Source organism: Ruegeria sp. E8 (genome assembly GCF_056533985.1).
This window is the reverse complement of sequence record NZ_JBQFOY010000010.1, coordinates 60,388-82,971: the sequence shown is the minus strand read 5'-3', so window position 1 is coordinate 82,971 and position 22,584 is coordinate 60,388. Positions and strand designations below refer to the sequence as shown.

Here is a 22,584-nt window from a genome sequence, read left to right as displayed (position 1 = left end):
CTGGAAAGTAGGTGGCATTCCATGCCATCAACCACGTGCATCGCACAAGGACGAGACTATGAAACTGTTTGTCGGATTGGGGAACCCGGGGTCGAAATACGCCCGCAACCGGCACAATGTTGGCTTCATGGCTGTGGAACGGATTGCCGAGGATCATGGCTTTGGCCCCTGGAAATCCAAGTTCCAGGCCGAAATCGCCGAGGGGCGCTTGGGCAATGAAAAAGTTCTGCTGATCAAACCGCAGACCTTCATGAACCGGTCAGGCCAGTCGGTCGGAGAAGCGATGCGGTTCTACAAGCTGGATTCGACCGATGTGACCGTCTTTCATGATGAGTTGGACCTCGCCCCAGGCAAAGTCCGCGTGAAAGCGGGTGGGGGGCATGCCGGGCACAACGGCCTGCGCTCGATCCACGATCATATCAGCCCGGCCTACGACCGGGTCCGGCTGGGAATCGGGCACCCAGGCCGGAAAGAGATGGTCTCACCCTTTGTTCTGAGTGACTTTGCCAAGGCGGATGCAGACTGGTTGGATGATGTTCTGCGCGGGGTTTCGGATGGCGCGGCATATCTGGCGCGCGGAGATGGTGGCAAATTCATGAACGCGGTCGCATTGCGCACGGCCCCGCCCCGATCTTCAAAGACCCCTGCCCCCAAAGGCGAGACGAAACCCAGTACACCGCCCGAATCCGAAGTTGATAATCGCTCTGCCATGCAAAAGCTTTTGGACAAGTTCAAATAGATCTCGTCCTTATTCCGTAACGTAGGCATTGCGAAACAGGGGCGCCCACGTTCCAATACATGTCAACAAGGGAGGTTATGCGATGAGAACCATATTGAAGTGGGTTCTGCGCATTGTAGTGGCGTTGGCTCTGGCCGCTGCCGCTGTTGGGCTGTGGAAACGCGAAGAGTTGCAGCGCCTGATGGCGGTGAACTCTCTGTTCTCCGAGGACAAGATCGTTCACAACTTTTCGCATATGGACGAGGCTTTCCTGACCGTCGACCTGCCCCGAGGCACCGCCCCCATATGGGAACTTCTTTATGCCGAAGGGTTTGACCTGCCCGATGGTACCGACGCCTGGATCGACGAACGCTCTGTCACTTCGCTGCTGGTCATGCAGGACGGCAACATCCGGTTCGAGGAATACTATCTGGGCACCGGGCCGGACGATCTTCGGATATCGTGGTCAGTGGCCAAAAGCTATCTGTCGGCGCTGTTTGGGATTTTGCTGGCCGAAGGCGCAATCCAGTCTCTGGACGACCCCGTGGTCAAATACGCCCCGAAACTTAAGGGCAGCGCTTATGAGGCGGCGACAATCCGCAATGTTTTGAATATGGCCAGCGGGGTCACGTTTGATGAGGACTATCTGGACCCTAGCTCTGACATCAACAGGATGGGCCGCGTGATCGCACTGGGTGGCGAGTTGGACGATTTCGCTGCTTCACTGCAAGACAGCTTCACGACACCCGGTGAAACCTGGCAATATGTTTCCATAGACACCCATGTATTGGGCATGGTGATACGCGGTGCCACCGGGCGTAGTGTAGCGGATCTTTTGACAGAAAAGATCATACAACCGTTGGGCCTTGAGCGCGCCGGATACTATGTCACCGATGGCGCGGGTGTCGCCTTCGTTCTGGGTGGTTTGAACTTCACCACACGTGATTTTGCCCGGTTCGGGCAAATGATCCTGCAAGATGGCAAATTGAACGGTCAACAATTGGTGCCAGCCGAATGGATATTCGCAGCGACACAACCCAGCGCCCCAACGGAACCGGGCAAAATCGGCTATGGGTATCAATGGTGGATACCTCGCGGCGCGCATGAGGGGGAGTTTCTGGCCCGCGGCGTTTATGGCCAATATATCTATTTCAACCAGCCTCGCGGTGTTCTGATTGTCGCGACCGGAGCCGACCGGCGGTTCCGCGACCCCGGAGTAAACGACCAGAACATCGAAATGTTCCGCAAGATCGCGGAAAGCCTGTAAGGTGCCTTTATGCAAAAACAAGACAGTATCAATGTACTTGGTGGCGTTCTGGCCCCCTGCTCGCGCGACCCGCTGACAGGGTTTTTCCGGGACGGTGCATGCAATACCTGCCCCGAGGATCAGGGCAGCCACACCGTATGTGCCGTGATGACGGCCGAGTTTCTGGCGTTCTCGAAATACGTTGGCAATGATCTGAGCACAGCACGGCCTGAATTCGATTTCCCCGGCCTCAAGCCCGGTGACAGTTGGTGCCTATGTGCCGGCCGATTCCTACAGGCCCATGACGAAGGATGCGCCCCTAAGGTCCATCTGGAAGCAACGCATCAACGGGCATTGGAAATTGTGCCGCTCGACATCTTGCTTCTGAACAAAGCGAAAGCCTGACCGGTATTGCGCCTTGATGTGACCTGATCGGGTATTGTCGCTGATTCAGAACGTCATCTGCCAGATCAAGCTGACGCTGTAGTTTTCAAAGCCACTTTCGCCGATACCGTCATAAAACACATTCGCCGCAAGCAGGCTGTTGTTTTCCAACCGGTAATCGAACCCCAGATCCGCCCGAGCGCGGGCAGTGTCGCCAATCGGCGTCGCACCGGGAACGGTACCGGTGCCAGAGGTCGTGCTCCAGATCCCTGACAGACCGCCAGTGAGCATCATCTCACCTCGTGTCACTTGAATCGGGTGACTGAAATCCATACCCAGCCGTGCCGTTGTCAGGCTGAAATCCTGATTAGGGATCAGGTTGCCCAGGCTATCGGTATAGGCTTCCTGATCATCGCTGGCGTAGCTGACATCCAGCAAAGGCATCAGCGTCAAAGCCCCACGCTTGATCTCGCCGGTCACGCGGGACTGGATCAGCCAGCGTTCACTGTCGAAACTATCCTCATAGGTACCTAACGGAGAGATATCGTTGTCCGCTTGCCCATACAGAACGCGCCCCTCGAAATACACCGGCTGATTGGGCAGTTTCGCCACGAAGTAGGGACCAATCAGCCAGCCTGTACCATCCACGCTGGCCGGACCGTTTTCGGTCTCGGCATAGTCGAACTGAAGCATGGCGCCAATCAGCAGGTTGGAACTGATCTGGCGATGGGCACCCACCACGGCCAATGCATAGGAGCTGTCGAAATCGTCTTGCGAGCTCCAGTTGCCGGTCAGATTGAACCAGACCGGGCGCGACGGATCGCTGGAAAAGTTCAGATACCCCGAACCTTGCGTGACGGACGTGTCCAGCGCCCCTGACCCTGAACGTTGCAGAAACTGGGTCAGCTTTGGCTGGCTTGCCACAAGGCTGTTGGCCCGGGCGTTCTGAAACGCTTGAATTTGACGTCGCGTGTTCGCAACAATTTCGTTGACTACAGTCACTTGGTTGGAAGCAATACTGGGATTGCCCGATAAATCCACTGCAGCACCCGCTAAAACAATCATAGAAAGGTCGCCTGAGCCAGACGGCGTCACAGTGGCAGTATAGGTTTGCGGCCCTCCTGAAAGTGCTCCGATCGTCCCGTTCGTCACCGAAATTCCGGCAACGCTAAAATTCGTAACGTCTTCGGAAAACGTAAATGTAACAGTGATCGGGTTTAGCCCACTAAAGTTAGGCGGAAGACCGCTAATGGTGACTGTTGGCCCGTTTGCATCATAGGTTGTGTTGACGGTGTTGGAGGCCTGATTGGCGTTTCCGGCCGCGTCCGTGAAGACCCCAGCGGGGATGGACAGCTCAACAAGCCCGTTGGCTTGCGCTGTAAGCGTTGCGGTGTAGTTGCTGCCGGATCCTGCCAACGTCGCAGTTGCGTTGGTCAATGCCAAGTCTCCAACAACGAAATCCGTACTTGGTTCACTTAGCGTTATCTGAGCCGTGAAGACTCCATTACCTGCCGGTACCAGGGGTGCGATCGTTGCTGTGGGCGGGGTCGTGTCAACCGCAACACGCGTGTTTATAACTTGAGTATTCGTTACACCGGAGAGAGCAATCTCATAACGGAAAAGCGGTCCGCCAACTGTTTCGCGCGCGGTGAAGATGATCCCGAGATACCCGTCCGCCGCATAGGTGGAATCTGCGCCGTCCTGACTGATGATGGTCGCACCCAGATATCCCAAATTTCCCAACCCGGCTGGCGTGATCGGACTGACATTCAAAACACCGTTGTTGAAATAGAACGACCCCCCAGGGGCTTGTCCGGAGCCACCCAAAGACATAAACGCTGTTGCGCTGCCTTGGAGGTTGCTGAAAAATATCTGCCCACCGTTGGGAGTTGACACAGTTTGGGAGGCGAATGAAGGGTTGCCGAAAGCCTGACCTTCCCTGACACCTCCGATCATCAGTGCTGCAATCAAAAAAAAGAGGCACGACAGCCTCAGCGTCACGGACCTAACCATTTTACCTCCTACCACACCACAAGGGTGCTAAACACCAGGGTGCTCGGGTGAGGATTCCGCATCCCGAGCAACGTCATCTTTTGTCCCATCTACGCAGAGACATCCCCTGAACCGGCCGCAACATCACCGGTTAACAAAAAGTTAAATCAATTCAGCAACGCTGTATAGAATCGGAAAAGATTCAACTTCGGCGTGCAGATTAAATTTTTGCGCGCATTCGGTCGGGTTCAGGCACCGCGATCCGACAAGCTGTTTCAAAAACTCGTTGTTTTTAAGCCTCTTCCCACATGCGCAAATTTTTCGAGATGGGTTTTCAGAACGAAACTTCCAAAAGAACGCAGCTGCATGGCCTCTGATTTTTCATCAAATTCGCAACAGTTCCGCAAAACTTTTGCAATTGGCGATCAATTGGAAACTCATACTTGAGAAGCGGCCCGAGTTGTCCGGAACCCTCGCGATTCCAGTTGCTCGTATCTTGTTCGTGATTGCGACTGGCGGATGATTTCTCAAAGGCAAACCAGATGCTGACCAGATAGGCCGAGGCTTTACTTTCGCTGCCGCACCATGCGCCGCATCTCAGACAGTCTCACCAAAGATTTTTGTGAAGAGTTAATGATCTCTCAACCGCACAGGTTGTACGCCCCGAAGGAAAAAACCGGGGTGCGTGACCCCGGTTCGCAATCAGCCCGCCGTACGGCCTTCGGTATCTGACATGTCGAAGTTCAGGTATTTCGCCACAGTCTGAACATCCTTGTCACCGCGACCGCACATGTTCATGCAGATCAGGTGGTCCTTAGGCAGATCGGGGGCGATCTTCATGACATGGGCCAGCGCGTGGCTTGGCTCGAGCGCCGGGATGATCCCCTCGGTGGCGCAGCACAGTTGGAATGCCTCCAGCGCTTCCTTGTCGGTGATCGAGACATAATTCGCGCGGCCGATCTCGTGCAGCCACGAGTGTTCAGGCCCGATGCCCGGATAGTCCAGACCGGCCGAGATCGAGTATCCCTCAAGAATCTGGCCATCGTTATCCTGCAACAGATAGGTGCGGTTGCCATGCAGCACGCCTGGGCGACCACCGGTCAACGAGGCGCAATGTTCCATCTTCTCGTTCACGCCTTTACCACCGGCTTCGACACCGATGATGTTGACGGATTTGTCGTCGAGGAATGGGTAGAACAGGCCCATCGCGTTCGACCCACCACCAATGGCGGCGATGATCGTGTCGGGCAGACGGCCTTCGGCCTTCATCATCTGCTCTTTCGCTTCCTTGCCGATGATCGACTGGAAATCCCGCACCATCGCCGGGTACGGGTGCGGACCCGCCACCGTACCGATGCAATAGAACGTGTCGCGGACATTGGTCACCCAGTCACGCAGAGCGTCGTTCATCGCGTCTTTCAGCGTGCCACGACCGCTCGTCACCGGGATCACTTCCGCGCCCAGCAAACGCATCCGAAACACGTTCGGGGCCTGACGCTGCACGTCATGCGCGCCCATGTAGACGATGCATTTCAGACCGAACTTTGCGCAGACAGTCGCAGTGGCCACGCCGTGCTGCCCCGCCCCGGTCTCGGCAATGATCCGGGTCTTGCCCATGCGGCGCGCCAGAATGATCTGGCCCAGCACGTTGTTGATCTTGTGCGCGCCGGTATGGTTCAACTCATCGCGCTTCAGGTAAATCTTCGCACCGCCCAGATGCTCGGTCAGGCGTTCTGCGAAATACAAAGGCGAAGGGCGGCCCACATAGTTGGCCCACAGATCGTCCATCTCGGCCCAGAAGGTCGGATCATCCTTGGCTTTGTCATATTCCTCTTCCAGCGACAGGATCAGCGGCATCAGTGTTTCGCTGACAAAACGCCCGCCGAAAATGCCAAAGCGTCCCTGTTCGTCGGGGCCGGACATGAAGGAATTGAAAAGATCGTTGGCCATGGGTGTCTCCCTCGTCGTATCCGTTGTTCATAGGTGGTGGAGACAGGATTTGCCATGGGCAAAACGCATCATTCCGCAACCTGCGTGTTCTGACGCCAGACCTGGATCGCCTGCGCCGAGCTGGGCACACCGATGCATGGGAAATGGTGGAACCGGTTCACATCGGCCAACCGGTCGGCTGCCAACATGATCCGCCGATGCGGGCCGGATTGGGCAAAAGTCAGCATCGCTTCGATATCGTGCCAGACGCTGAGCGAAAAATAGAGACCATCCTGACGGAACAGGGCCGCGTGCAGGCACAACGGATCGCCCTTTGCCTGCCGATATGCCTGTGCCGCGCGCCAGAAAAACTCCGGCGCGTTGTACCAGTGCTTAAGAGACACACCACCGATTGCTGCCAGCATGTTCCATCCCTCCATATCGGGGGATACGCAGCAATCCCGGGATCAGATCACTTGAGAGCGGACGCAAAGTCACGGATCAGGGTCGTGTCCTTTACACCCGGCGCACTTTCGACACCGGATGAAACATCAACCTGTTGCGCGCCGGTCATTCGGGCAGCTTCAGCGACGTTTTGGGGTGTCAGGCCACCAGCCAACATCCAGGGGCGCCGCCAGTACTTTCGCCCGGCCAACAACCGCCAGTCAAAAGCCAGCCCGTTGCCACCTGGCAGTTCCGATTCTCTCGGCGGTTTTGCGTCGATCAGCAGTTGATCTGCCACTTCAGAGTAAAGATCAATCGCCGCAATATCCTCGGCCTCTGCCACACCGATGGCCTTCATCACCGGCAGGCCAAACCGCTCGCGGACTTCGGCCACCCGTTCAGGCGTTTCCTTGCCGTGAAGCTGAAGCATGTCGATTGGTACGTTGGAAACTATGCTGTCCAACTCGTCGTCGGTGGCATTGACGACCAGAGCCACTTTGGCAACGCCTGCCGGGACAAGATGCGCCAGTTCTGCCGCCTGCGACACCTCCAGATGACGTGGCGATATTGGAAAGAAGACAAACCCGACATAGCCCGCGCCAGCCTCGGTTGCCGCGCGCACGTGATCAGGTGCGGTCAAACCGCAGATTTTGAACCGAACATCAGACATAGCTTTTGGGCTCAGCTTGCCTCATCCAGAAGGGCCAGAACTTCGTCTTGACCTTCGTTTTGCTTTTTCTTGAGCTTCTTGACTTCACGCTCAAGCTTGCGAACCTCGCTTTTCTTCGCGGTCGCATCACGGCGGTGTTTATGTTCCCGCAGCCATTCCCACATGAAGCCGATAATCAAACCCGCCACAACGCCGCCCAAAACCACAAGAAACAGCGGCAGGGACGTGCTGAGGTTAAAACCCAGAAGCTCGGCCAGAGCATCGGGCATCAGTTTCAGTTCTACAGACTGAACATTGGCGAGCGAGACGGAAATCAGGATGATCCCAAGCGCCGCCAAAAAAGCATATCGAAGGTAACGCATCATAACGTCAGGCTTTACCGTTCAATCGATCCCTGAGCAACTTGCCAGTTTTGAAAAACGGCACACATTTTTCCTCGACCTGGACAGTCTCACCAGTGCGCGGGTTGCGCCCCACGCGCGCATCGCGTTTTTTCACCGAAAACGCACCGAAGCCACGCAGTTCCACACGATCGCCGCGCGCCATGGCGTCGGTGACTTCTTCGAACACGGTATTCACAATCCGCTCAACATCGCGCTGATAGAGATGCGGGTTTTCGTCAGCGATTTTCTGAATCAATTCTGAACGGATCATGCGTGATACCCTCCCAGGCAGCCGGTGTGTCAGGTCTACTGATTTGACAGTATAGGAAAAAATCCGGAACGGGGGAACGGATACTCTGCGCACCGGGGCTTTATTTTGCCACATTCTCACGCGAATTTTTGCTTGTCAGGCCGAATTCCACAGCTTTTGCGCGAACAAACCCCCGATTAACCCGGTTAATTGGAACATATTGATTCGCAACAAAAACGGCCCCGCGCTGATGCGCGAGGCCGAAAAGCTTGATTGGGATGCGCCCCGGGCTTAGTCGCCGGATTTCAGCGCTGCACCCAGGATATCGCCCAGCGATGCGCCCGAGTCGGAAGAACCGTACTGTTCCACGGCCTCTTTCTCTTCGGCGATCTCGCGTGCCTTGATCGACAGACCCAGACGGCGGGTCTTGCTGTCGACATTGGTGACGCGGACGTCGACCTTGTCACCGACCGAGAAACGCTCGGGGCGCTGTTCGGCACGGTCACGCGACAGGTCGGAACGACGGATGAACGACTTCATGCCTTCGTACTCGACCTCGATGCCGCCATCTTCGATCGCGGTGACTTCAACGGTGATGACCGAGCCACGCTTCACGCCACCCACGGCTTCGGCGAACTTGTCACCGCCCAGGGCTTTGATCGACAGCGAGATACGCTCTTTTTCGACGTCAACTTCCGAGACAACGGCCGAAACCATGTCGCCTTTGCGGTAGTTCTGGATCGCATCCTCGCCACGCTCGTCCCAGGACAGGTCCGACAGGTGAACCATGCCGTCGATGTCGCCTTCGAGGCCGATGAACAGACCGAATTCGGTGATGTTCTTGACTTCGCCTTCGACTTCGGTGCCCTCGGGGTGCGTTTCTGCAAACACTTCCCATGGATTGCGCTGAGTCTGCTTCAGGCCCAGAGACACGCGACGCTTGGCGCCATCGATTTCCAGAACCATGACGTCGACTTCCTGGCTGGTCGAAACGATCTTGCCGGGGTGGACGTTTTTCTTGGTCCAGGACATCTCGGACACGTGCACCAGACCTTCGACACCGGCTTCCAGCTCGACGAACGCGCCGTAATCGGTGATGTTGGTAACGCGGCCCTGATGGACCGAGCCCAGCGGGTATTTCGCAGCAACCAGATCCCACGGATCTTCCTGCAGCTGCTTCATGCCCAGGCTGATGCGGTGGGTCTCTTTGTTGATCTTGATGACCTGAACCTTGATGGTTTCGCCGATCGTCAGGATCTCGGACGGGTGGTTCACACGGCGCCATGCCATGTCGGTGACGTGCAGCAGGCCGTCAACGCCGCCCAGGTCAACAAATGCACCGTATTCGGTGATGTTTTTGACAACACCCTCGACGGTCTGACCTTCGGACAGGTTGCCGATAACTTCGGCACGCTGTTCGGCACGCGATTCTTCCAGGATTGCGCGACGCGAAACAACGATGTTGCCACGGCGGCGGTCCATTTTCAGGATTTGGAACGGCTGCTTCAGACCCATCAGCGGGCCAGCGTCGCGCACGGGGCGAACGTCAACCTGCGAGCCGGGCAGGAACGCAACTGCGCCACCCAGATCGACGGTGAAGCCACCTTTGACGCGACCAAAGATTGCGCCTTCGACGCGCTGGTCGTCGGCATATGCTTTTTCCAGACGGTCCCATGCCTCTTCACGGCGGGCCATCTCGCGCGAGATGACGGCTTCGCCACGGGCGTTTTCTGCAGCGCGCAGGTAAACTTCGACCTCGTCACCAACAGCGATTTCAGGGGCTTCGCCGGGATTTGCGAATTCTTTCAGATCAACGCGGCCTTCCATTTTGTAGCCTACGTCGATGATGGCTTGGCCGGCTTCGATCGCCAGAACCTTGCCTTTGACAACAGAACCCTCTTCGGGTGTGTCCATTTCGAAGCTTTCGTTCAGGAGGGCTTCGAATTCCTCCATAGATGTATCAGCCATGTGGCGTTGTTTTCCTCTACATAACGTTTTTGCTGGCCGAGCGGTTGTCTCCGCCGGTCTTGTTTCATGATGTCTTCAGGCGTGACCCGGATCGCCCCTGAGCAAACAAACACAAAGGGCCGAGGTAACCCGGCCCTGCTCAGAAACGTCATCCGGACGTTGACCGCCCTTGTATCGACAGCGCGCGTATAGGCGGATTCCACCGCGTGTGCAAGGGCAAAGCCCATGTTTTCAAGGTTCGGTAGGTCTTTGCGCGTGCTGGCTTCAGCTTTTGGCCCCCCAAACCCCGGCATCGCGCCGCAACATGGCCTGCTCGATGTCATCCAGTCGCATCAGCGCGGCTGACGGGTTGCGCGCACCTCCTGCCCGGTTCCAGATCTTCTGGGCTGAAACAGGGCTCCATGGCAAGCTCGCCGAAGCCAGCCATTGCCGCAACCCAGGTGGCAGAGAGTCGTAAACCTGCATCGGAGCCACCTGTCGCCTCCGGCGCTTCAGGCCGCTCTGCAGATTTCGCCGCACCTGACGTCTTTGCCCAAACTGTTCCTGCACTGCGTTCGATCTCCATCCAATTTTTGCGATGTGATTACATTACATTCAGAAAGTACACAAGAATACGGGTAGCAGACGAATACATTGCAAGTCGTATTCTGTGAGGGCGGGGACTTGACGCCCCACCCTTCATCTTTTCAAAAATACTCCCCGCGCGGAGCGCGAAGACTTTCTAGAACAGTTGCAAGTCCTTCTTGCCGCTTTGGATTTCCGCAAAGTCCGGCATGTTCTCGATCACCACCGGGGCCGGTGCTGTGCCCGGCATCGCCACTGTCGGCTTCATTGCCGCTGCCATGCCAAAGGCGACCGGTTGTTCCAGTTCACCCCGGATATCCCGCAGCAGCGTTTTGTGATCCGGCATCGCCTTGAGAACTTGAGCAAGGTCCGCTTTCGCGGTCTTCATGCCCTGGAACCAGACCGGCTTTTTCAACGGCCTCAGGCGATCGCGAATGCCGGGGCCATAGCCGGTATCGTAAACCTGTTTGCCCAAAAGAACCGTCTGATACACACGATGGTCAAACAGCGTCGCAAACTCGATATCGTGCTCTTGCGGCAGGCGGTGTTGCCATAATTCCAGGTTTTCGGCCAACCGGTCCGGCAGCTTCATCTCAGTGCGCGCGTCGATCCAATACTGGTCATCGGTGCGGTTGCCCAATCGATAGTGCAGACAGATGAATTCCAGAACCTCGTCATAGAGCTTGTTCATCTGCCGGTTATATCTTGCCCGCAGCGACGGCTCGATGTCACGTGTGGGCAAGTGCTCGGCGAACCAGCGTATCGCATGGTCAACCATATGGATCGCGGTACTCTCAAGCGGTTCGATAAACCCGCCGGACAGACCGATCGCCACGCAATTCTTGACCCAGGCATTGCGCACACGTCCGATCCGCATCGGGATCACGCGCGGGGTCAGACCCTTGCCGCTGTCGCCCAGCCATTCGAGATACTCATCCGCCGCCTGATCATCCGTACGATGCGCGGATGAGTACACATACCCCGTGCCCACACGATTGTAGAGCGGCACCCGCCACGTCCAGCCTGCGCCAAGCGCTGTCGACCGTGTAAGGCTTTCGATCTTGTCCGGGTCAGGATGTTCGATCTGCAACGCCATGGCGCGGTCGTTTGGCAGATAATCCGAATAATCCATAAACGGCTCACCGAGCGCCTGATTGATGATCAACCCGCGGAAGCCGGTGCAATCGATCACCATCTCAATGTCATGGCGGCCTTTGCGCTCCAGCATCAGATGGCTGACGTTGCCCTGTTCATCCAGCTCAACCGATTGCACCTCATCCTGGATATGCTCGACGCCGCGCTTGGTGCAGACTTTGGTAAGCATGCCTGCAAATTTCACCGCATCCAGATGATAGGCGTAGCCAAAGCGCTGTTCATATTCCGGCTGACCCAAGGCCCGCGCGCCCTTGCACAGGCGGCCCAGATCATCATGGGGTGAGATGGACTGCGTAAAATCCCGATCCCCATTGCCAAAGCGCAGAAAATACTCGGCTGCCTCAAGCCCGTATATCATCTGGCCATGAGAAAAAGGGTTCACGTAATCGATGCGATTACCCTTGGCGTCCTTGTTCCAGTTGCAAAACTTCACACCCAGTTTGAACGACGCATTGGTCTCGCGGAAGAAATCCCGCTCTGCAATGCCCGCTTGCCGGAGAGTGCTCGGCATGCGCGGCACCGTGGCCTCGCCGACCCCGACAGTGGCGATATTGGGGCTTTCGATCAGGCAGATGCGTGGGCTGTCTTTGGGTGCTGACGTGCGGGAAAACACTGTGTCCAGTATCAGCGCGGTCATCCAACCCGCTGTGCCGCCGCCCACGATGGTGATCTGGCGCAAACGATTATTCATGTAGTTCCGTTCCTGTTGGCTATGGGGGTATTGTGCTGCGCCCTTTTGTTTTGGGCTTGTTTTGCAGCTTTCCCTCTTTGTTAAAGGAAAACTATAGCAGCTTTACCGTATCCATCTAGGGTCTATGACGACCTCGGCAGCATATTCGCCCACGCACCTGACCCATGACCGACAGGAACGACTTTTTGCCCCGCTTCTCAGATTCTCTGAGATGGGCTAAATCAGGACAGGCTGAAGTTCCGGTCCCGGGTTAGATCTCCTCGCCCTTCTTCAGAAGCTCTTCGATCAATGCGCGCTGCAGGTCAGTGCTGTCGCCCCCTCCGAACTCTGCGGCACCGCCGGAGTACAGCGTGCCGTAGGTCTTGGCGATGTTCACGGTCTGAGCGAGCCCCGAAATCAACTGGTCTTTTTCCAACAGGGACAACGGGTGGATGAAGGCAGCCCACAATGTCCCGTTGGCAATCGCGTAACGCGCATCCAGCGTGCTGTCGAAATTGGCCTGCATCATCCGCATCAGATCCTCATCCGACAGCGCCTCGGCGCTGCGGATCGCAACCATTGCGCGCATCCGGTCTGCATTGGTGTCGGTGATCACCAGAACCGGCACATCTGCCACCGTCATCTGAAACCCGGGACCGTATGGCTGCGCCTCGGGATCCAGTGCGAACAGGATGTTTCCCAGCCTCTCATACGTCATCGGAGGTTCGGCCTCCTGAGCGGCAAGGCTTCCGGCGGCGAAAATCAAAAAAAGAGCTAGTCGGATCATGAGGTCACTCCTGCAGACACCCTCTCAGCATACGAACTGAAATTCACACGGGCCAAACAAAGCTTAGTGAACGCATTTCTCGCGCCCTTCAGGAACCTGTGTGATTCGCGAAACTTGGTGACCCATCTGCGATCAGACGCTCGAAAACCCACGATTAATCCGACTAGTCAGATCAGCGATCCGGTCAGCCTCAACCCGAACTCCTATGGAACCACACCAACGGCATCTCGTGCGCAGACCTGACGCCGAGCGCCAGTTGTCGCCTCTGCCCCAAAGGTGCGCGGTGTTAACGCGTTGCGGGCAGTTTCGCGCTGATGGCTTCAAGCGCTTCGGCCAATGCAGCCTCGATGCTCAGATCGGTGGTATCCAGCTGCACCGCATCTTTGGCCGGCTTCATCGGAGCGGTACTGCGTTCCGCATCCCGCGCGTCCCGCTCTTTGACATCTGCCAGAACCTGATCGCGTGTCACGTCAGAACCTTTTGCGCTGAGTTCCAGATAGCGGCGTTCGGCGCGCACTTCGGGGCTGGCCGTCACAAACAGCTTTACCTCGGCATTGGGGCAGATCACCGTCCCGATGTCGCGCCCATCCAGAACGGCCCCGCCTGCCCTGCGGGCAAACGCGCGTTGGAAATCCACCAAGGCGGCGCGAACCTCGGGAAGGACCGCCACTTTGGACGCGGCCTGAGCGATTTCAGCGGTTCGCAGATCACCCTGCTCAAGCTCTTCCGCCGTCAGGGCCTGCGCAGCTTCAAGCGCGCCAACCCCTTCGAGGGTACGTCGCCCGACAGCGCGATACAGCAAACCAGTGTCCAGATGCGCAAACCCGAAATGGGCCGCAACCGCCTTAGAAATAGTACCCTTGCCCGCGGCCGCAGGCCCGTCGATGGCAACCGTAAAGCTCACGTGCGCTCAACCTTTGCACCCAGCGATGCCATCAGCGGCTCAAAAATCGGGAAAGAGGTCGCAATCGGGCCACCATCATCCACGCTTACCGGAGTTTGCGCGCCCATGCCCATCACCATGAACGACATCGCAATGCGGTGATCCAGGAAGCTTTCGCAGGTGCCGCCGCCCGGAACGTTGCCGATGCCAAGCCCTTCGACCGACCACCAGTCGTCGCCCTCTTGCACGGTGACTCCGTTGGCGCGTAGGCCACGGGCCATGGCGTCGATACGGTCGCTTTCCTTCACCCGCAGCTCTTTCACGCCGCCCATCATCGTGGTGCCAGTCGCATTTGCAGCGACCACGGACAAAACCGGATACTCATCGATCATCGAGGCCGCGCGTTCGGGCGGCACGTCGATGCCCTTCATGTTGGGCGAGTATTTTGCGCGCAGGTCGGCAACCGGCTCGCCGCCCTCTTCGCGCTCATTCTCATAGGTCAGATCCGCACCCATCTCACGCAGGGTGGTGAACAGCCCCGCGCGGGTTGGGTTCAATCCGATGCCGGGCACCAGAACATCCGAGCCAGGCGTGATCAGCGCCGCGCAAACCGGAAACGCCGCGCTGGACGGATCACGCGGAACGGCGATGACCTGCGGTTTCAACTCGGGACGACCAGTCAGGGTAATGACGCGTCCCTCGTCGGTATCCTCAACGGTGATTTCGGCTCCAAAGCCCGCCAGCATCCGCTCGGAATGGTCGCGTGTCGCTTCTTTCTCGATCACAACGGTTTTGCCGGGCGCATTCAGCCCAGCCAGCAGAACGGCGGATTTCACCTGAGCCGAGGGCACGGGCACCTCATACCGCACCGGCGTCGGATCTGCCGCGCCGACGATGGTCATCGGCAAGCGTCCACCGGATCGTCCTACCGATTGCGTTCCGAACAAAGCCAGCGGGTCCGTCACTCGCGCCATAGGGCGTTTGTTCAGGCTGGCATCACCGGTAAAGGTCGCCGTAATCGGAGAGGTCGCCATCGCGCCCATGATCAAACGCACGCCGGTGCCCGAGTTGCCGCAGTCGATGACCTGATCCGGTTCGGCAAAACCACCAACGCCCACGCCGTGCACGGTCCATTCACCGCTCCCGTGATCTGTAACCTCGGCACCGAACGCGCGCATCGCCTTTGCGGTGTCCAGAACGTCCTCACCCTCCAGCAGACCCGAGATCTTGGTCTCTCCGACCGCCATCGCGCCAAGGATCAGCGACCGGTGAGAGATCGACTTGTCACCGGGCACCTCTGCCGTTCCGGTCAGCGGACCGCAGGGATGAGAGGTCATCGGGATGGGCGTGCCGTGTCCGGACATGGGGGCTCCTGTTTTCGCTATCAGTGCTCAAGCCGATTAGCGAATTGGGGCCGGTTGGTCCAGCGGCAATCAGCCTTTGCGTCGGAAGGTCAGGTAATGAGGCGTGCGGCCTTCGCGCAGCGCCTTTTGTTCATAGCGGGTGGAAATCCAGTCATTCCACGGTTCGCGCCAGTCAGCCGGACGTTCTGCCAGCCACTCGAATCCGGCGCGCGGCACTTCTTCCAATGTCTGACGTACATAGTCAGGGATGTCGGTGGCGACCCGGAAGATTGATCCGGGCTTCAGCACTTTCGCCAATGGTTCCAGATGTTCCGGCGTCACGAAACGGCGGCGATGATGCCGGGTTTTGGGCCATGGATCGGGATACAGAAGGAAGGCCCGCGAAATGCTGGCTTCGGGCAACACGTCGAACAGATCGCGCGCATCGCCAGGATGCACAGACAGATTTTCAACACCCGCTTGGCGGATTTTACCCAGCAGCATGGCAACGCCGTTGATGTAAGGCTCGGCCCCGATGATGCCGATGTCGGGATTGCTTTGCGCCTGATGCACCAGATGCTCACCACCGCCAAAACCGACCTCAAGCCAAACCGGCTTGCCGCCGAACAGGCCGTTCAGGTCCAGAGGCGCGCGCTCGGGGTTGGCTTCCCAGTCCACCGCGCCGGGTGACAGCGCAGCAAGATCTTCGTTCAGATAGGTCTTTTGGCTGGGCTTCAGGGTCTTCCCCTTGAAGCGGCCATAGAAGTTTCTGCGCGGGCGTTGTGGGGTCTCGGTGCTCATGGCGGTCGCCATACTGCGCGGGCCTGAGCGTTGCAAGGGCACGCAACGCTCGCAAAGAAAAAGCGCGCCCCGGAAGGCGCGCTTTGTGGTGTTCAGATCAAACTGCGGATTTCAGAGCGTCGACCAGATCTGTGCGCTCCCAGCTGAAGCCGCCATCCGCATCGGGTTCACGGCCAAAATGACCGTAAGCTGCAGTGCGCTGATAGATCGGCTTGTTCAGCTGCAGGTGCTGCCGAATGCCGCGCGGTGTCAGGTCCATGACCTCACCCACCGCTTTTTCGATGACCGCATCCGCCAGTTCGCCGGTTCCATGGGTATCGGCATAGATCGACAACGGTTTCGAAACACCGATCGCATAGCTCAGCTGAATCGTGCAGCGCTCGGCCATACCGGCAGCCACAACGTTCTTGGCCAGGTAGCGCGCGGCGTAGGCAGCCGAACGGTCAACCTTTGTCGGGTCTTTACCCGAGAACGCGCCGCCGCCATGCGGGGCTGCACCACCATAGGTGTCGACGATGATCTTGCGCCCGGTCAGGCCCGCGTCACCATCCGGCCCGCCGATGACGAACTTACCGGTCGGGTTGACGTGCCATTCGGTTTCAGCCGACAGCCAGCCTTCGGGCAGTGTTTCGCGGATGTAAGGCTCGACGATGGCGCGGATGTCATCTGAAGTCAGAGCTTCGTCCAGGTGCTGCGTCGACAGAACGATCGAGCTTACGCCGACCGGCTTGCCATCGCGATACACGACCGAAAGCTGCGATTTCGCATCCGGGCCCAGAGCGGCCTCGGTGCCGTTTTTGCGCACTTCAGCCAGACGCCGCAGGATGGCGTGCGAATACTGGATCGGCGCCGGCATCAACGCTGGGGTCTCGGTGGTGGCATAACCGAACATGATGCCCTGGTCACCCGCACCCTCATCCTTGTTGTCTGCTGCATCAACGCCCTGCGCGATATGGGCGGATTGTTCGTGCAGCAGGTTGGTGACTTCGACAGTTTCGTGATGAAACTTGTCTTGCTCGTAACCGATGTCTTTCACACAGTCGCGCGCGATCTGTTCAATGCGACCCATGTAGTCGTGCAGTTTGTCCTGGTCAGACAAGCCAACTTCACCACCAATCACGACGCGGTTGGTCGTGGCAAAGGTTTCGCAGGCAACACGAGCTTCTGGCTCTTCGTTGAGAAATGCATCAAGGACAGCATCCGAGATACGGTCACAGACCTTGTCCGGGTGCCCTTCGGAAACCGATTCCGAAGTAAATGTATAGTTCTGTCGGGACATAAATGTGCTCCATTAGGGGTTTCGCTGCCACGCCAGGAAGCCGTTGTGACAGGTCACAGACGCATACGCGCGGTGAAAGATGGGGTCAATCCAAAATTACGTACGGACGCGGCCGACGCTGATCCAAGCCAGCGCGGCCAGAAACAATAACGCTACAAGAACAGGGCTATCCCCAATACGCGAATAAACAGTGGGGCGCTGTGGCTGCGGCAGGATCGCGTCGATATACCCTGCCTGGCCCAAAGCCAGTGAAGCCGTGACCCGCCCCAGCGGGTCGATCATGGCCGATACGCCTGTATTGGCCGAGCGGATCATGGGCAGACCCTGCTCAATAGCCCTCATCCGGGCTTGGGCCAGATGCTGATAGGGTCCCGAACGGGTTCCGAACCACGCGTCGTTGGTGATCTGCAACAGGAAATTCGCACGACTTGGTGCCCCGTTCACATCCTGCGGGAATACGGCTTCGTAGCAGATCAAGGGCAACGCTTTGCCCAGCTTGCCAATGTCCAAAAGTTCAGGCCCTGCCCCTGCGCTGAACCCATTCCCGGTTGTCACAGCCAACCCGTGAATACCAAAGCGCCCCAACAGATCGCCGAACGGAACATACTCTCCGAAGGGGGCCAGGTGGTGTTTATCGTAAAGGCCCGCCTGCTGCCCGCTTTCATCGAGGTAGACCATCGAGTTGTAGATCCTCGGGCCGTCTCCGCGCTGAATTCCAAGAACCACCGGCGTGCCCTGAGCGGCGTCTGCGATAGCTGCCAGAAAAGGTTGCGCACTGCCCAACCATGCGGGCACCGCAGTCTCGGGCCACACGATCAGGTCCGGATTGGGCGATGCGGCCGAATATTCGATCTGACGGGCAAAAAACAAAGGAGCGTAAGCTGGATCCCACTTTTGATGCTGCGGTGCGTTTGGCTGAACCACGCGAACCGTCTGTGGACCTTCCAGAACCGGTTGTCGCATGGCTGCATAGCCCAATGCCAAAGCCACCACCACCGCTGCAAAACCCAACGGCCTGGCCAACCTGCGCCAAGTTCCGCCCGTCGCCAAAGCCGCCCCGATTGGAAAAGCCACAGCGAAGGTCAGAGCATTCAGCCCATAAGGCCCGACCAGAGACAACACCTGCACCACAGGCGTATCCACCCAGACTTGCGCAACCCCGCCCCAGGGAAATCCGGTCAGCACATAACCCCGTGCCAGTTCAGCCAGCGACAGGGTTGCGACCAGCAAAATGCCCTGTCGCCCAGCAGAAGCGCCGACGTAGCGAGAAAGACCAAAAGCAACAGCCCAGAACAGCGCCAGCCCACCCGCCAAAAACACAAGCGCAAACGGTGCCATCCAGGCGTGGCGCGCTGCGTCGACCTGAAACGGCTCGATGATCCAGCTGAGAGCATTGGCAAAGTAACCAGTGGCGAAGAACCAACCGACCCACCCTGCGCGCGCTCGGGTTTCGCTTGCAAGGAACACCGGCACAATCAGGATCAGCGCCAAGACCGTTGCAATCCAATACCCGTACGGAGCTTGGCCGAAACCGCCAACCGCGCCCAATGCGGCGGCGGCGAACAATCTCAACGATAAAGGCCAGCCCCGGACAGGCGTCATGCAGCGACGTCCGGCAGCATGACACGCAACCGTTTGATACGCCGCGGGTCGGCTTCAATCACTTCGAATTCCGGACCCTCGGGGTGAATCACAACCTCACCCCGCGCGGGAACGCGCCCGGACAGCATGAAGACAAGTCCACCCAGCGTATCGATCTCTTCTTCGTCCACGTCCTCGTGGCTGGTCAGGGACCGGCCGATCTCGGCCTCGAAATCTTCCAGCGGCACACGCGCCTGCACCACATAGCAGCCGGGCTTTTCCTGGACCCACAACTGATCTTCGGCGGCATCATGTTCGTCGGCGATCTCACCTACTACCTGTTCGATCAGGTCTTCGATGGTCAGCAGGCCATCCACGCCCCCGTATTCATCGATCACCAGCGCCATGTGGCGGCGTTCCGTCTGCATCTTTGTCAGCAGAACACCGATCGGCATCGAGGGCGGCACGAACAGCAGCGTGCGCAGCATGGATGTCAGGTCAAACTCGTCCGCGCCCCCATTGAACCCATGGGTCAGAGCGAAATCCTTGAGGTGGATAAAGCCCAGCGGCGTATCCAGCGTTCCTTCATAGACCGGGATTCTGGACAAGCCACTGTCCCGGAATACATCCGCCAGTTCATCCTTGGCAATTGTCGAGGGGACCGAGATAATTTCAGCCGTCGGGATGGCCACATCTTCAACGCGCATCCGGCGCAGGTTTATCATCCCGTGTGGCTGAGCCATCGCTGCACTCTGCCCGTTCACCGCCGGACTTTGTTGGGTCTCATGCCCCGAAAACGCATCGAAAATCCGGGATATGAACCCGCTTTTCTCTTCAGTGTTATTGCTGCTGTCCTGAGGTTGCGCGCTCTGCGCCGCCCTAGAACTGCCGTCTGTATCGCCCATTACCTTGTTCCAACTGATCGGGTCACCTGACCCACTTCATACCTTATATGGGTCATCTATACCCAATTTGCCAAGTATCTTGACCTCAATCCCTTCCATCAGGGCCGCGTCAGGGTCACGAATGTGATCATATCCCAGCAAATGCAACGTTCCGTGAACAAGTAAATGTACGACGTGATCGTCCATTGCCTTGCCCGCCTCAGCCGCCTCACGCACGCAAGTGTCATAGGAAATCGCAATATCGCCCAATGAAATTTCGCCGGTGAAATCCGGCTCTGGCGGATGCGGTTTCTGCCCGGCCTCGTCCGGGGCCAGATTTTCGGCTGGCCAGCTCAGGACATTGGTCGGGGTCGGTTTGTCGCGAAATTCAGCGTTCAGCTCTGAGATTCGCGTATCATCGCAGGCGAGCACGCTGACTTCGCACAGCTCTGCGTCCAGCCCGGAATAGGCCAGAACGGCGTAAATCGCTTTCTGTGACAAAGCCTCAAGCCCTTGCCACCGGTCATCTTCGACAGTGAGTTCCAAGTTCATCTTATCGCACAAAAGCCCTGTGAGCGGGCCTTGCGCTCAGCTGGTTTCGCGGCCCGCATCGGCCTCATACGCTTCGATGATGGCGGCGACAAGCGGGTGGCGCACCACGTCCTTTGAAGTGAAATAGTTGAAGCTGATATTCGGAATCGTCTTCAGCAGTCTTTCTGCGTCCGCCAGCCCCGATTGCACGCCGCGCGGCAGATCCACCTGCGATCTGTCACCGGTGATGACCATGCGGCTACCCTCACCCAGACGGGTCAGGAACATTTTCATCTGCATGGTCGTGGCGTTCTGCGCCTCGTCCAGAACCACAAAGGCATTGGCCAGCGTCCGACCACGCATAAAGGCCAGCGGAGCAATTTCGATTCGTTTCTCTTCGATCAGCTTGGCCAGTTGTTTGCCGGGCAGAAAATCATTCAGCGCATCATAAAGCGGCTGCATGTAGGGATCGACCTTGTCTTTCATGTCACCGGGCAGATAGCCCAGTTTTTCACCCGCCTCGACCGCGGGGCGGCTCAGGATGATTCGGTCCACATGCCCGCCGATAAACATCGACACCCCAACAGCGACCGCCAGATAGGTTTTGCCGGTGCCAGCAGGCCCGATACCAAAGGCAAGCTCGTTCTGGAACAGGGATTGGACATAGGCTTTCTGCGCGTCCGTGCGCGGTTCGACCAGTTTCTTGCGCGTCTTGATTTCGACCGATCCGCCCTTGAACATTTCAAGCTGATCGCCGTCGCGGCTCCCGGTTCCCTGTTCCGAAGCCCCCATCCGTAGTTCACGGTCCACGTCTGCGGCCTCAACCTCGCGCCCGCCTTCCAGTCGAGTATAGAGCGATTGCAGCACTTCGACCGCCTGCTTCTGGGCGTCTTCGTCGCCCATGACGACAAGCTGATTGCCCCGACGCACGATCTGCACGGACAGCTTGCTTTCGATGTCGGTCAGATTGCGGTCATATTCACCGCACAGGTCAATCAACAATCGGTTGTCGGGAAATTCTACAAACGCCTCGCGTTGGGGCATTTCGTTCTGCGGTGGGGTCAGGGCACCGATGGCCAATCCGTTCTCCTGTCTTGGCGGTTCACCCCGAGCGTAGACAACAAATCTTGGTGGGCGCAAGCCACAGTTTCAAAAATAAACCTGCGGATGGTAAATGCGCCGACAAGACCGTTAATAAATGCCCGTAAGGTTGGCATCAGAACGTATAGTTCAACCCGAATCTCAAACCGCCATATTTCGGCGTGGATTTCGTGGAAAAGCCCGAGCCGAATTGAACGTCTTCCGATTTGAACTGGACATATTCATACTCGCCCGTGATTGACCAGTTGTCGGTCAGCTTATGTTCGGCACCAATGCTTGCAGAATACCCGCTCCGCCGATCCGACTCGGAAAAGCTTTGCGCCGAAATCACGGATGTTCTGCTGTTGGTTGTTTCAACATCACCCCACAGATACCCGACACTGAAAAAGTACAGAACCCGACCGCTTCGATTGGTCAGACCGCTTCGATACCGGAGGGTCAGAATTTTGGATACTTCAGTGCCCCCCTGAACATCCATACCGCCAATCTGTGCCCTGACACTGTCGTCCAATGACCCGAAATCATACCCAACTTCAAAGCCGTAAACAAAATCGCGTCCGCCCTTTGCAGGCAGCACACTGTGCCAACCGCCGCGAATGCCACCGTAAGTTCCCGACACGTTCTGAACGCCGACATCGAACAGCCCGCCGGGCGTTCTCAGGCCAAAACGGTCATCCCCGCCCGAACCATAGCCACCTGACAGCCCCAGGTAAAAGGCGCTGACATCGCTGCTGAATCTGTTGGGGCTGACCACAACCGGATCAGTAACGTCGCCCTTCAAATCTCCGGCGATCGTTGCGCTGGCAAGAAGAGTGACTACGGAAGCCACAGGCAAAGTTTTTAACAGCCGTAAGGCCCCGACGCGCTTTAAAGTCTTCACTCGTACCTCCATCACTCCGATCTCAAGACCGGTGGAAATTCGTTTTTTAGACGCAAAAACCGGCGCCTGAAAAAACATGGCTCCTGTCCGAGCATAGTTCCAAGCAATAAATCAAGGGTAAATTTTGGAAACAAACACCAA

At 57.6% G+C, this 22,584-nt stretch carries 22 protein-coding genes and 1 riboswitch; of the genes, 3 read left to right on the top strand and 19 right to left on the bottom strand.

Annotated elements, in window-relative coordinates:
* The first annotated feature begins 58 nt into the window (after nucleotides 1-58).
* From pth to ACR0LF_RS14250, 3 genes are all read left to right on the top strand, one after another.
* Nucleotides 59-739 (top strand): aminoacyl-tRNA hydrolase, encoded by a 681-nt coding sequence (gene pth, locus ACR0LF_RS14260; RefSeq protein WP_480580725.1) that lies wholly within the window; start codon nucleotides 59-61, stop codon nucleotides 737-739.
* A gap of 82 nt (nucleotides 740-821) precedes the next feature.
* Nucleotides 822-1,985, top strand: coding sequence for a serine hydrolase domain-containing protein (locus ACR0LF_RS14255; RefSeq protein WP_480580727.1), 1,164 nt, complete (start codon nucleotides 822-824; stop codon nucleotides 1,983-1,985).
* Nucleotides 1,986-1,994: 9 nt separating this feature from the next.
* The gene (locus ACR0LF_RS14250; RefSeq protein WP_480580729.1) at nucleotides 1,995-2,369 is read left to right on the top strand and encodes a DUF2237 family protein; all 375 of its coding nucleotides are present in this window, start codon (nucleotides 1,995-1,997) and stop codon (nucleotides 2,367-2,369) included.
* Between the two features lie 45 nt (nucleotides 2,370-2,414).
* Here the strand turns inward: ACR0LF_RS14250 and ACR0LF_RS14245 are convergent, their stop codons facing one another.
* The 19 genes from ACR0LF_RS14245 to ACR0LF_RS14155 all read right to left on the bottom strand — a co-directional run bounded on the left by ACR0LF_RS14245 (nucleotide 2,415) and on the right by ACR0LF_RS14155 (nucleotide 22,443).
* A complete protein-coding gene (locus ACR0LF_RS14245; RefSeq protein WP_480580730.1) occupies nucleotides 2,415-4,181 on the bottom strand; it encodes an Ig-like domain-containing protein in 1,767 nt (588 codons plus the stop codon).
* An 861-nt stretch (nucleotides 4,182-5,042) separates the two neighbouring features.
* A complete protein-coding gene (trpB, locus tag ACR0LF_RS14240; RefSeq protein WP_480580732.1) occupies nucleotides 5,043-6,290 on the bottom strand; it encodes a tryptophan synthase subunit beta in 1,248 nt (415 codons plus the stop codon).
* A 68-nt stretch (nucleotides 6,291-6,358) separates the two neighbouring features.
* Nucleotides 6,359-6,694, bottom strand: a complete 336-nt coding sequence (locus ACR0LF_RS14235) for a hypothetical protein (protein WP_480580734.1) — start codon at nucleotides 6,692-6,694, stop codon at nucleotides 6,359-6,361.
* Nucleotides 6,695-6,741: 47 nt separating this feature from the next.
* Entirely contained in the window at nucleotides 6,742-7,383 is a 642-nt protein-coding gene (locus ACR0LF_RS14230) for a phosphoribosylanthranilate isomerase (protein WP_480580736.1), read from the bottom strand.
* Nucleotides 7,384-7,394: 11 nt separating this feature from the next.
* Nucleotides 7,395-7,745: a lipopolysaccharide assembly protein LapA domain-containing protein gene (locus ACR0LF_RS14225; RefSeq protein ID WP_480580738.1), complete on the bottom strand. Its 351-nt coding sequence runs from the start codon at nucleotides 7,743-7,745 to the stop codon at nucleotides 7,395-7,397.
* Between the two features lie 7 nt (nucleotides 7,746-7,752).
* Nucleotides 7,753-8,037: an integration host factor subunit beta gene (gene ihfB, locus ACR0LF_RS14220; RefSeq protein WP_050603110.1), complete on the bottom strand. Its 285-nt coding sequence runs from the start codon at nucleotides 8,035-8,037 to the stop codon at nucleotides 7,753-7,755.
* A gap of 270 nt (nucleotides 8,038-8,307) precedes the next feature.
* The gene (gene rpsA, locus ACR0LF_RS14215; RefSeq protein WP_170531157.1) at nucleotides 8,308-9,984 is read right to left on the bottom strand and encodes a 30S ribosomal protein S1; all 1,677 of its coding nucleotides are present in this window, start codon (nucleotides 9,982-9,984) and stop codon (nucleotides 8,308-8,310) included.
* A gap of 264 nt (nucleotides 9,985-10,248) precedes the next feature.
* On the bottom strand, nucleotides 10,249-10,503 hold the full coding sequence (locus tag ACR0LF_RS14210; RefSeq protein WP_480856423.1) for a DUF6525 family protein: 255 nt from the start codon (nucleotides 10,501-10,503) through the stop codon (nucleotides 10,249-10,251).
* Nucleotides 10,504-10,705: 202 nt separating this feature from the next.
* Nucleotides 10,706-12,394, bottom strand: a complete 1,689-nt coding sequence (locus ACR0LF_RS14205; protein WP_480580742.1) for a tryptophan halogenase family protein — start codon at nucleotides 12,392-12,394, stop codon at nucleotides 10,706-10,708.
* Between the two features lie 250 nt (nucleotides 12,395-12,644).
* Nucleotides 12,645-13,160, bottom strand: a complete 516-nt coding sequence (locus tag ACR0LF_RS14200) for a hypothetical protein (protein WP_480580744.1) — start codon at nucleotides 13,158-13,160, stop codon at nucleotides 12,645-12,647.
* 286 nt (nucleotides 13,161-13,446) lie between these two features.
* Complete coding sequence (gene cmk / locus ACR0LF_RS14195; protein WP_480580746.1) at nucleotides 13,447-14,064, bottom strand: (d)CMP kinase; 618 nt, start codon at nucleotides 14,062-14,064, stop codon at nucleotides 13,447-13,449.
* A complete protein-coding gene (aroA, locus tag ACR0LF_RS14190) occupies nucleotides 14,061-15,407 on the bottom strand; it encodes a 3-phosphoshikimate 1-carboxyvinyltransferase (RefSeq protein ID WP_480580747.1) in 1,347 nt (448 codons plus the stop codon). The genes cmk and aroA overlap by 4 nt, the downstream gene beginning before the upstream one ends.
* Nucleotides 15,408-15,476: 69 nt before the next feature.
* Nucleotides 15,477-16,187, bottom strand: a complete 711-nt coding sequence (gene trmB, locus ACR0LF_RS14185; RefSeq protein WP_480580749.1) for a tRNA (guanosine(46)-N7)-methyltransferase TrmB — start codon at nucleotides 16,185-16,187, stop codon at nucleotides 15,477-15,479.
* Nucleotides 16,188-16,284: 97 nt separating this feature from the next.
* Complete coding sequence (gene metK / locus ACR0LF_RS14180; RefSeq protein WP_480580751.1) at nucleotides 16,285-17,466, bottom strand: methionine adenosyltransferase; 1,182 nt, start codon at nucleotides 17,464-17,466, stop codon at nucleotides 16,285-16,287.
* 5 nt (nucleotides 17,467-17,471) lie between these two features.
* Nucleotides 17,472-17,521, bottom strand: a riboswitch (SAM-SAH riboswitch).
* A 41-nt stretch (nucleotides 17,522-17,562) separates the two neighbouring features.
* Entirely contained in the window at nucleotides 17,563-19,068 is a 1,506-nt protein-coding gene (lnt, locus tag ACR0LF_RS14175) for an apolipoprotein N-acyltransferase (protein ID WP_480580753.1), read from the bottom strand.
* A complete protein-coding gene (locus ACR0LF_RS14170) occupies nucleotides 19,065-19,952 on the bottom strand; it encodes a hemolysin family protein (RefSeq protein ID WP_480580756.1) in 888 nt (295 codons plus the stop codon). Before ACR0LF_RS14170 ends, lnt begins: the two co-directional genes overlap by 4 nt.
* A 36-nt stretch (nucleotides 19,953-19,988) precedes the next feature.
* Nucleotides 19,989-20,483: an rRNA maturation RNase YbeY gene (ybeY, locus tag ACR0LF_RS14165; protein WP_480580758.1), complete on the bottom strand. Its 495-nt coding sequence runs from the start codon at nucleotides 20,481-20,483 to the stop codon at nucleotides 19,989-19,991.
* A gap of 36 nt (nucleotides 20,484-20,519) precedes the next feature.
* Nucleotides 20,520-21,542 (bottom strand): PhoH family protein, encoded by a 1,023-nt coding sequence (locus ACR0LF_RS14160; protein ID WP_480580760.1) that lies wholly within the window; start codon nucleotides 21,540-21,542, stop codon nucleotides 20,520-20,522.
* Between the two features lie 136 nt (nucleotides 21,543-21,678).
* A complete protein-coding gene (locus ACR0LF_RS14155) occupies nucleotides 21,679-22,443 on the bottom strand; it encodes an outer membrane protein (protein WP_480580762.1) in 765 nt (254 codons plus the stop codon).
* Nucleotides 22,444-22,584: the final 141 nt, after the last annotated feature.

What these genes read in the sequence shown, in the direction of transcription:
- ACR0LF_RS14230 (WP_480580736.1), bottom strand. Translation starts at nt 7,383, where the DNA reads ATGTCTGATGTTCGGTTCAAAATCTGCGGTTTGACCGCACCTGATCAC.
- ACR0LF_RS14250 (WP_480580729.1), top strand. Translation starts at nt 1,995, where the DNA reads ATGCAAAAACAAGACAGTATCAATGTACTTGGTGGCGTTCTGGCCCCC.
- ihfB (WP_050603110.1), bottom strand. Translation starts at nt 8,037, where the DNA reads ATGATCCGTTCAGAATTGATTCAGAAAATCGCTGACGAAAACCCGCAT.
- pth (WP_480580725.1), top strand. Translation starts at nt 59, where the DNA reads ATGAAACTGTTTGTCGGATTGGGGAACCCGGGGTCGAAATACGCCCGC.
- ACR0LF_RS14245 (WP_480580730.1), bottom strand. Translation starts at nt 4,181, where the DNA reads ATGTCTTTGGGTGGCTCCGGACAAGCCCCTGGGGGGTCGTTCTATTTC.
- rpsA (WP_170531157.1), bottom strand. Translation starts at nt 9,984, where the DNA reads ATGGCTGATACATCTATGGAGGAATTCGAAGCCCTCCTGAACGAAAGC.
- aroA (WP_480580747.1), bottom strand. Translation starts at nt 15,407, where the DNA reads ATGTCCGGACACGGCACGCCCATCCCGATGACCTCTCATCCCTGCGGT.
- ACR0LF_RS14200 (WP_480580744.1), bottom strand. Translation starts at nt 13,160, where the DNA reads ATGATCCGACTAGCTCTTTTTTTGATTTTCGCCGCCGGAAGCCTTGCC.
- ybeY (WP_480580758.1), bottom strand. Translation starts at nt 20,483, where the DNA reads ATGAACTTGGAACTCACTGTCGAAGATGACCGGTGGCAAGGGCTTGAG.
- ACR0LF_RS14205 (WP_480580742.1), bottom strand. Translation starts at nt 12,394, where the DNA reads ATGAATAATCGTTTGCGCCAGATCACCATCGTGGGCGGCGGCACAGCG.
- ACR0LF_RS14225 (WP_480580738.1), bottom strand. Translation starts at nt 7,745, where the DNA reads ATGCGTTACCTTCGATATGCTTTTTTGGCGGCGCTTGGGATCATCCTG.
- ACR0LF_RS14170 (WP_480580756.1), bottom strand. Translation starts at nt 19,952, where the DNA reads ATGGGCGATACAGACGGCAGTTCTAGGGCGGCGCAGAGCGCGCAACCT.
- trpB (WP_480580732.1), bottom strand. Translation starts at nt 6,290, where the DNA reads ATGGCCAACGATCTTTTCAATTCCTTCATGTCCGGCCCCGACGAACAG.
- metK (WP_480580751.1), bottom strand. Translation starts at nt 17,466, where the DNA reads ATGTCCCGACAGAACTATACATTTACTTCGGAATCGGTTTCCGAAGGG.
- ACR0LF_RS14235 (WP_480580734.1), bottom strand. Translation starts at nt 6,694, where the DNA reads ATGCTGGCAGCAATCGGTGGTGTGTCTCTTAAGCACTGGTACAACGCG.
- trmB (WP_480580749.1), bottom strand. Translation starts at nt 16,187, where the DNA reads ATGAGCACCGAGACCCCACAACGCCCGCGCAGAAACTTCTATGGCCGC.
- lnt (WP_480580753.1), bottom strand. Translation starts at nt 19,068, where the DNA reads ATGACGCCTGTCCGGGGCTGGCCTTTATCGTTGAGATTGTTCGCCGCC.
- ACR0LF_RS14255 (WP_480580727.1), top strand. Translation starts at nt 822, where the DNA reads ATGAGAACCATATTGAAGTGGGTTCTGCGCATTGTAGTGGCGTTGGCT.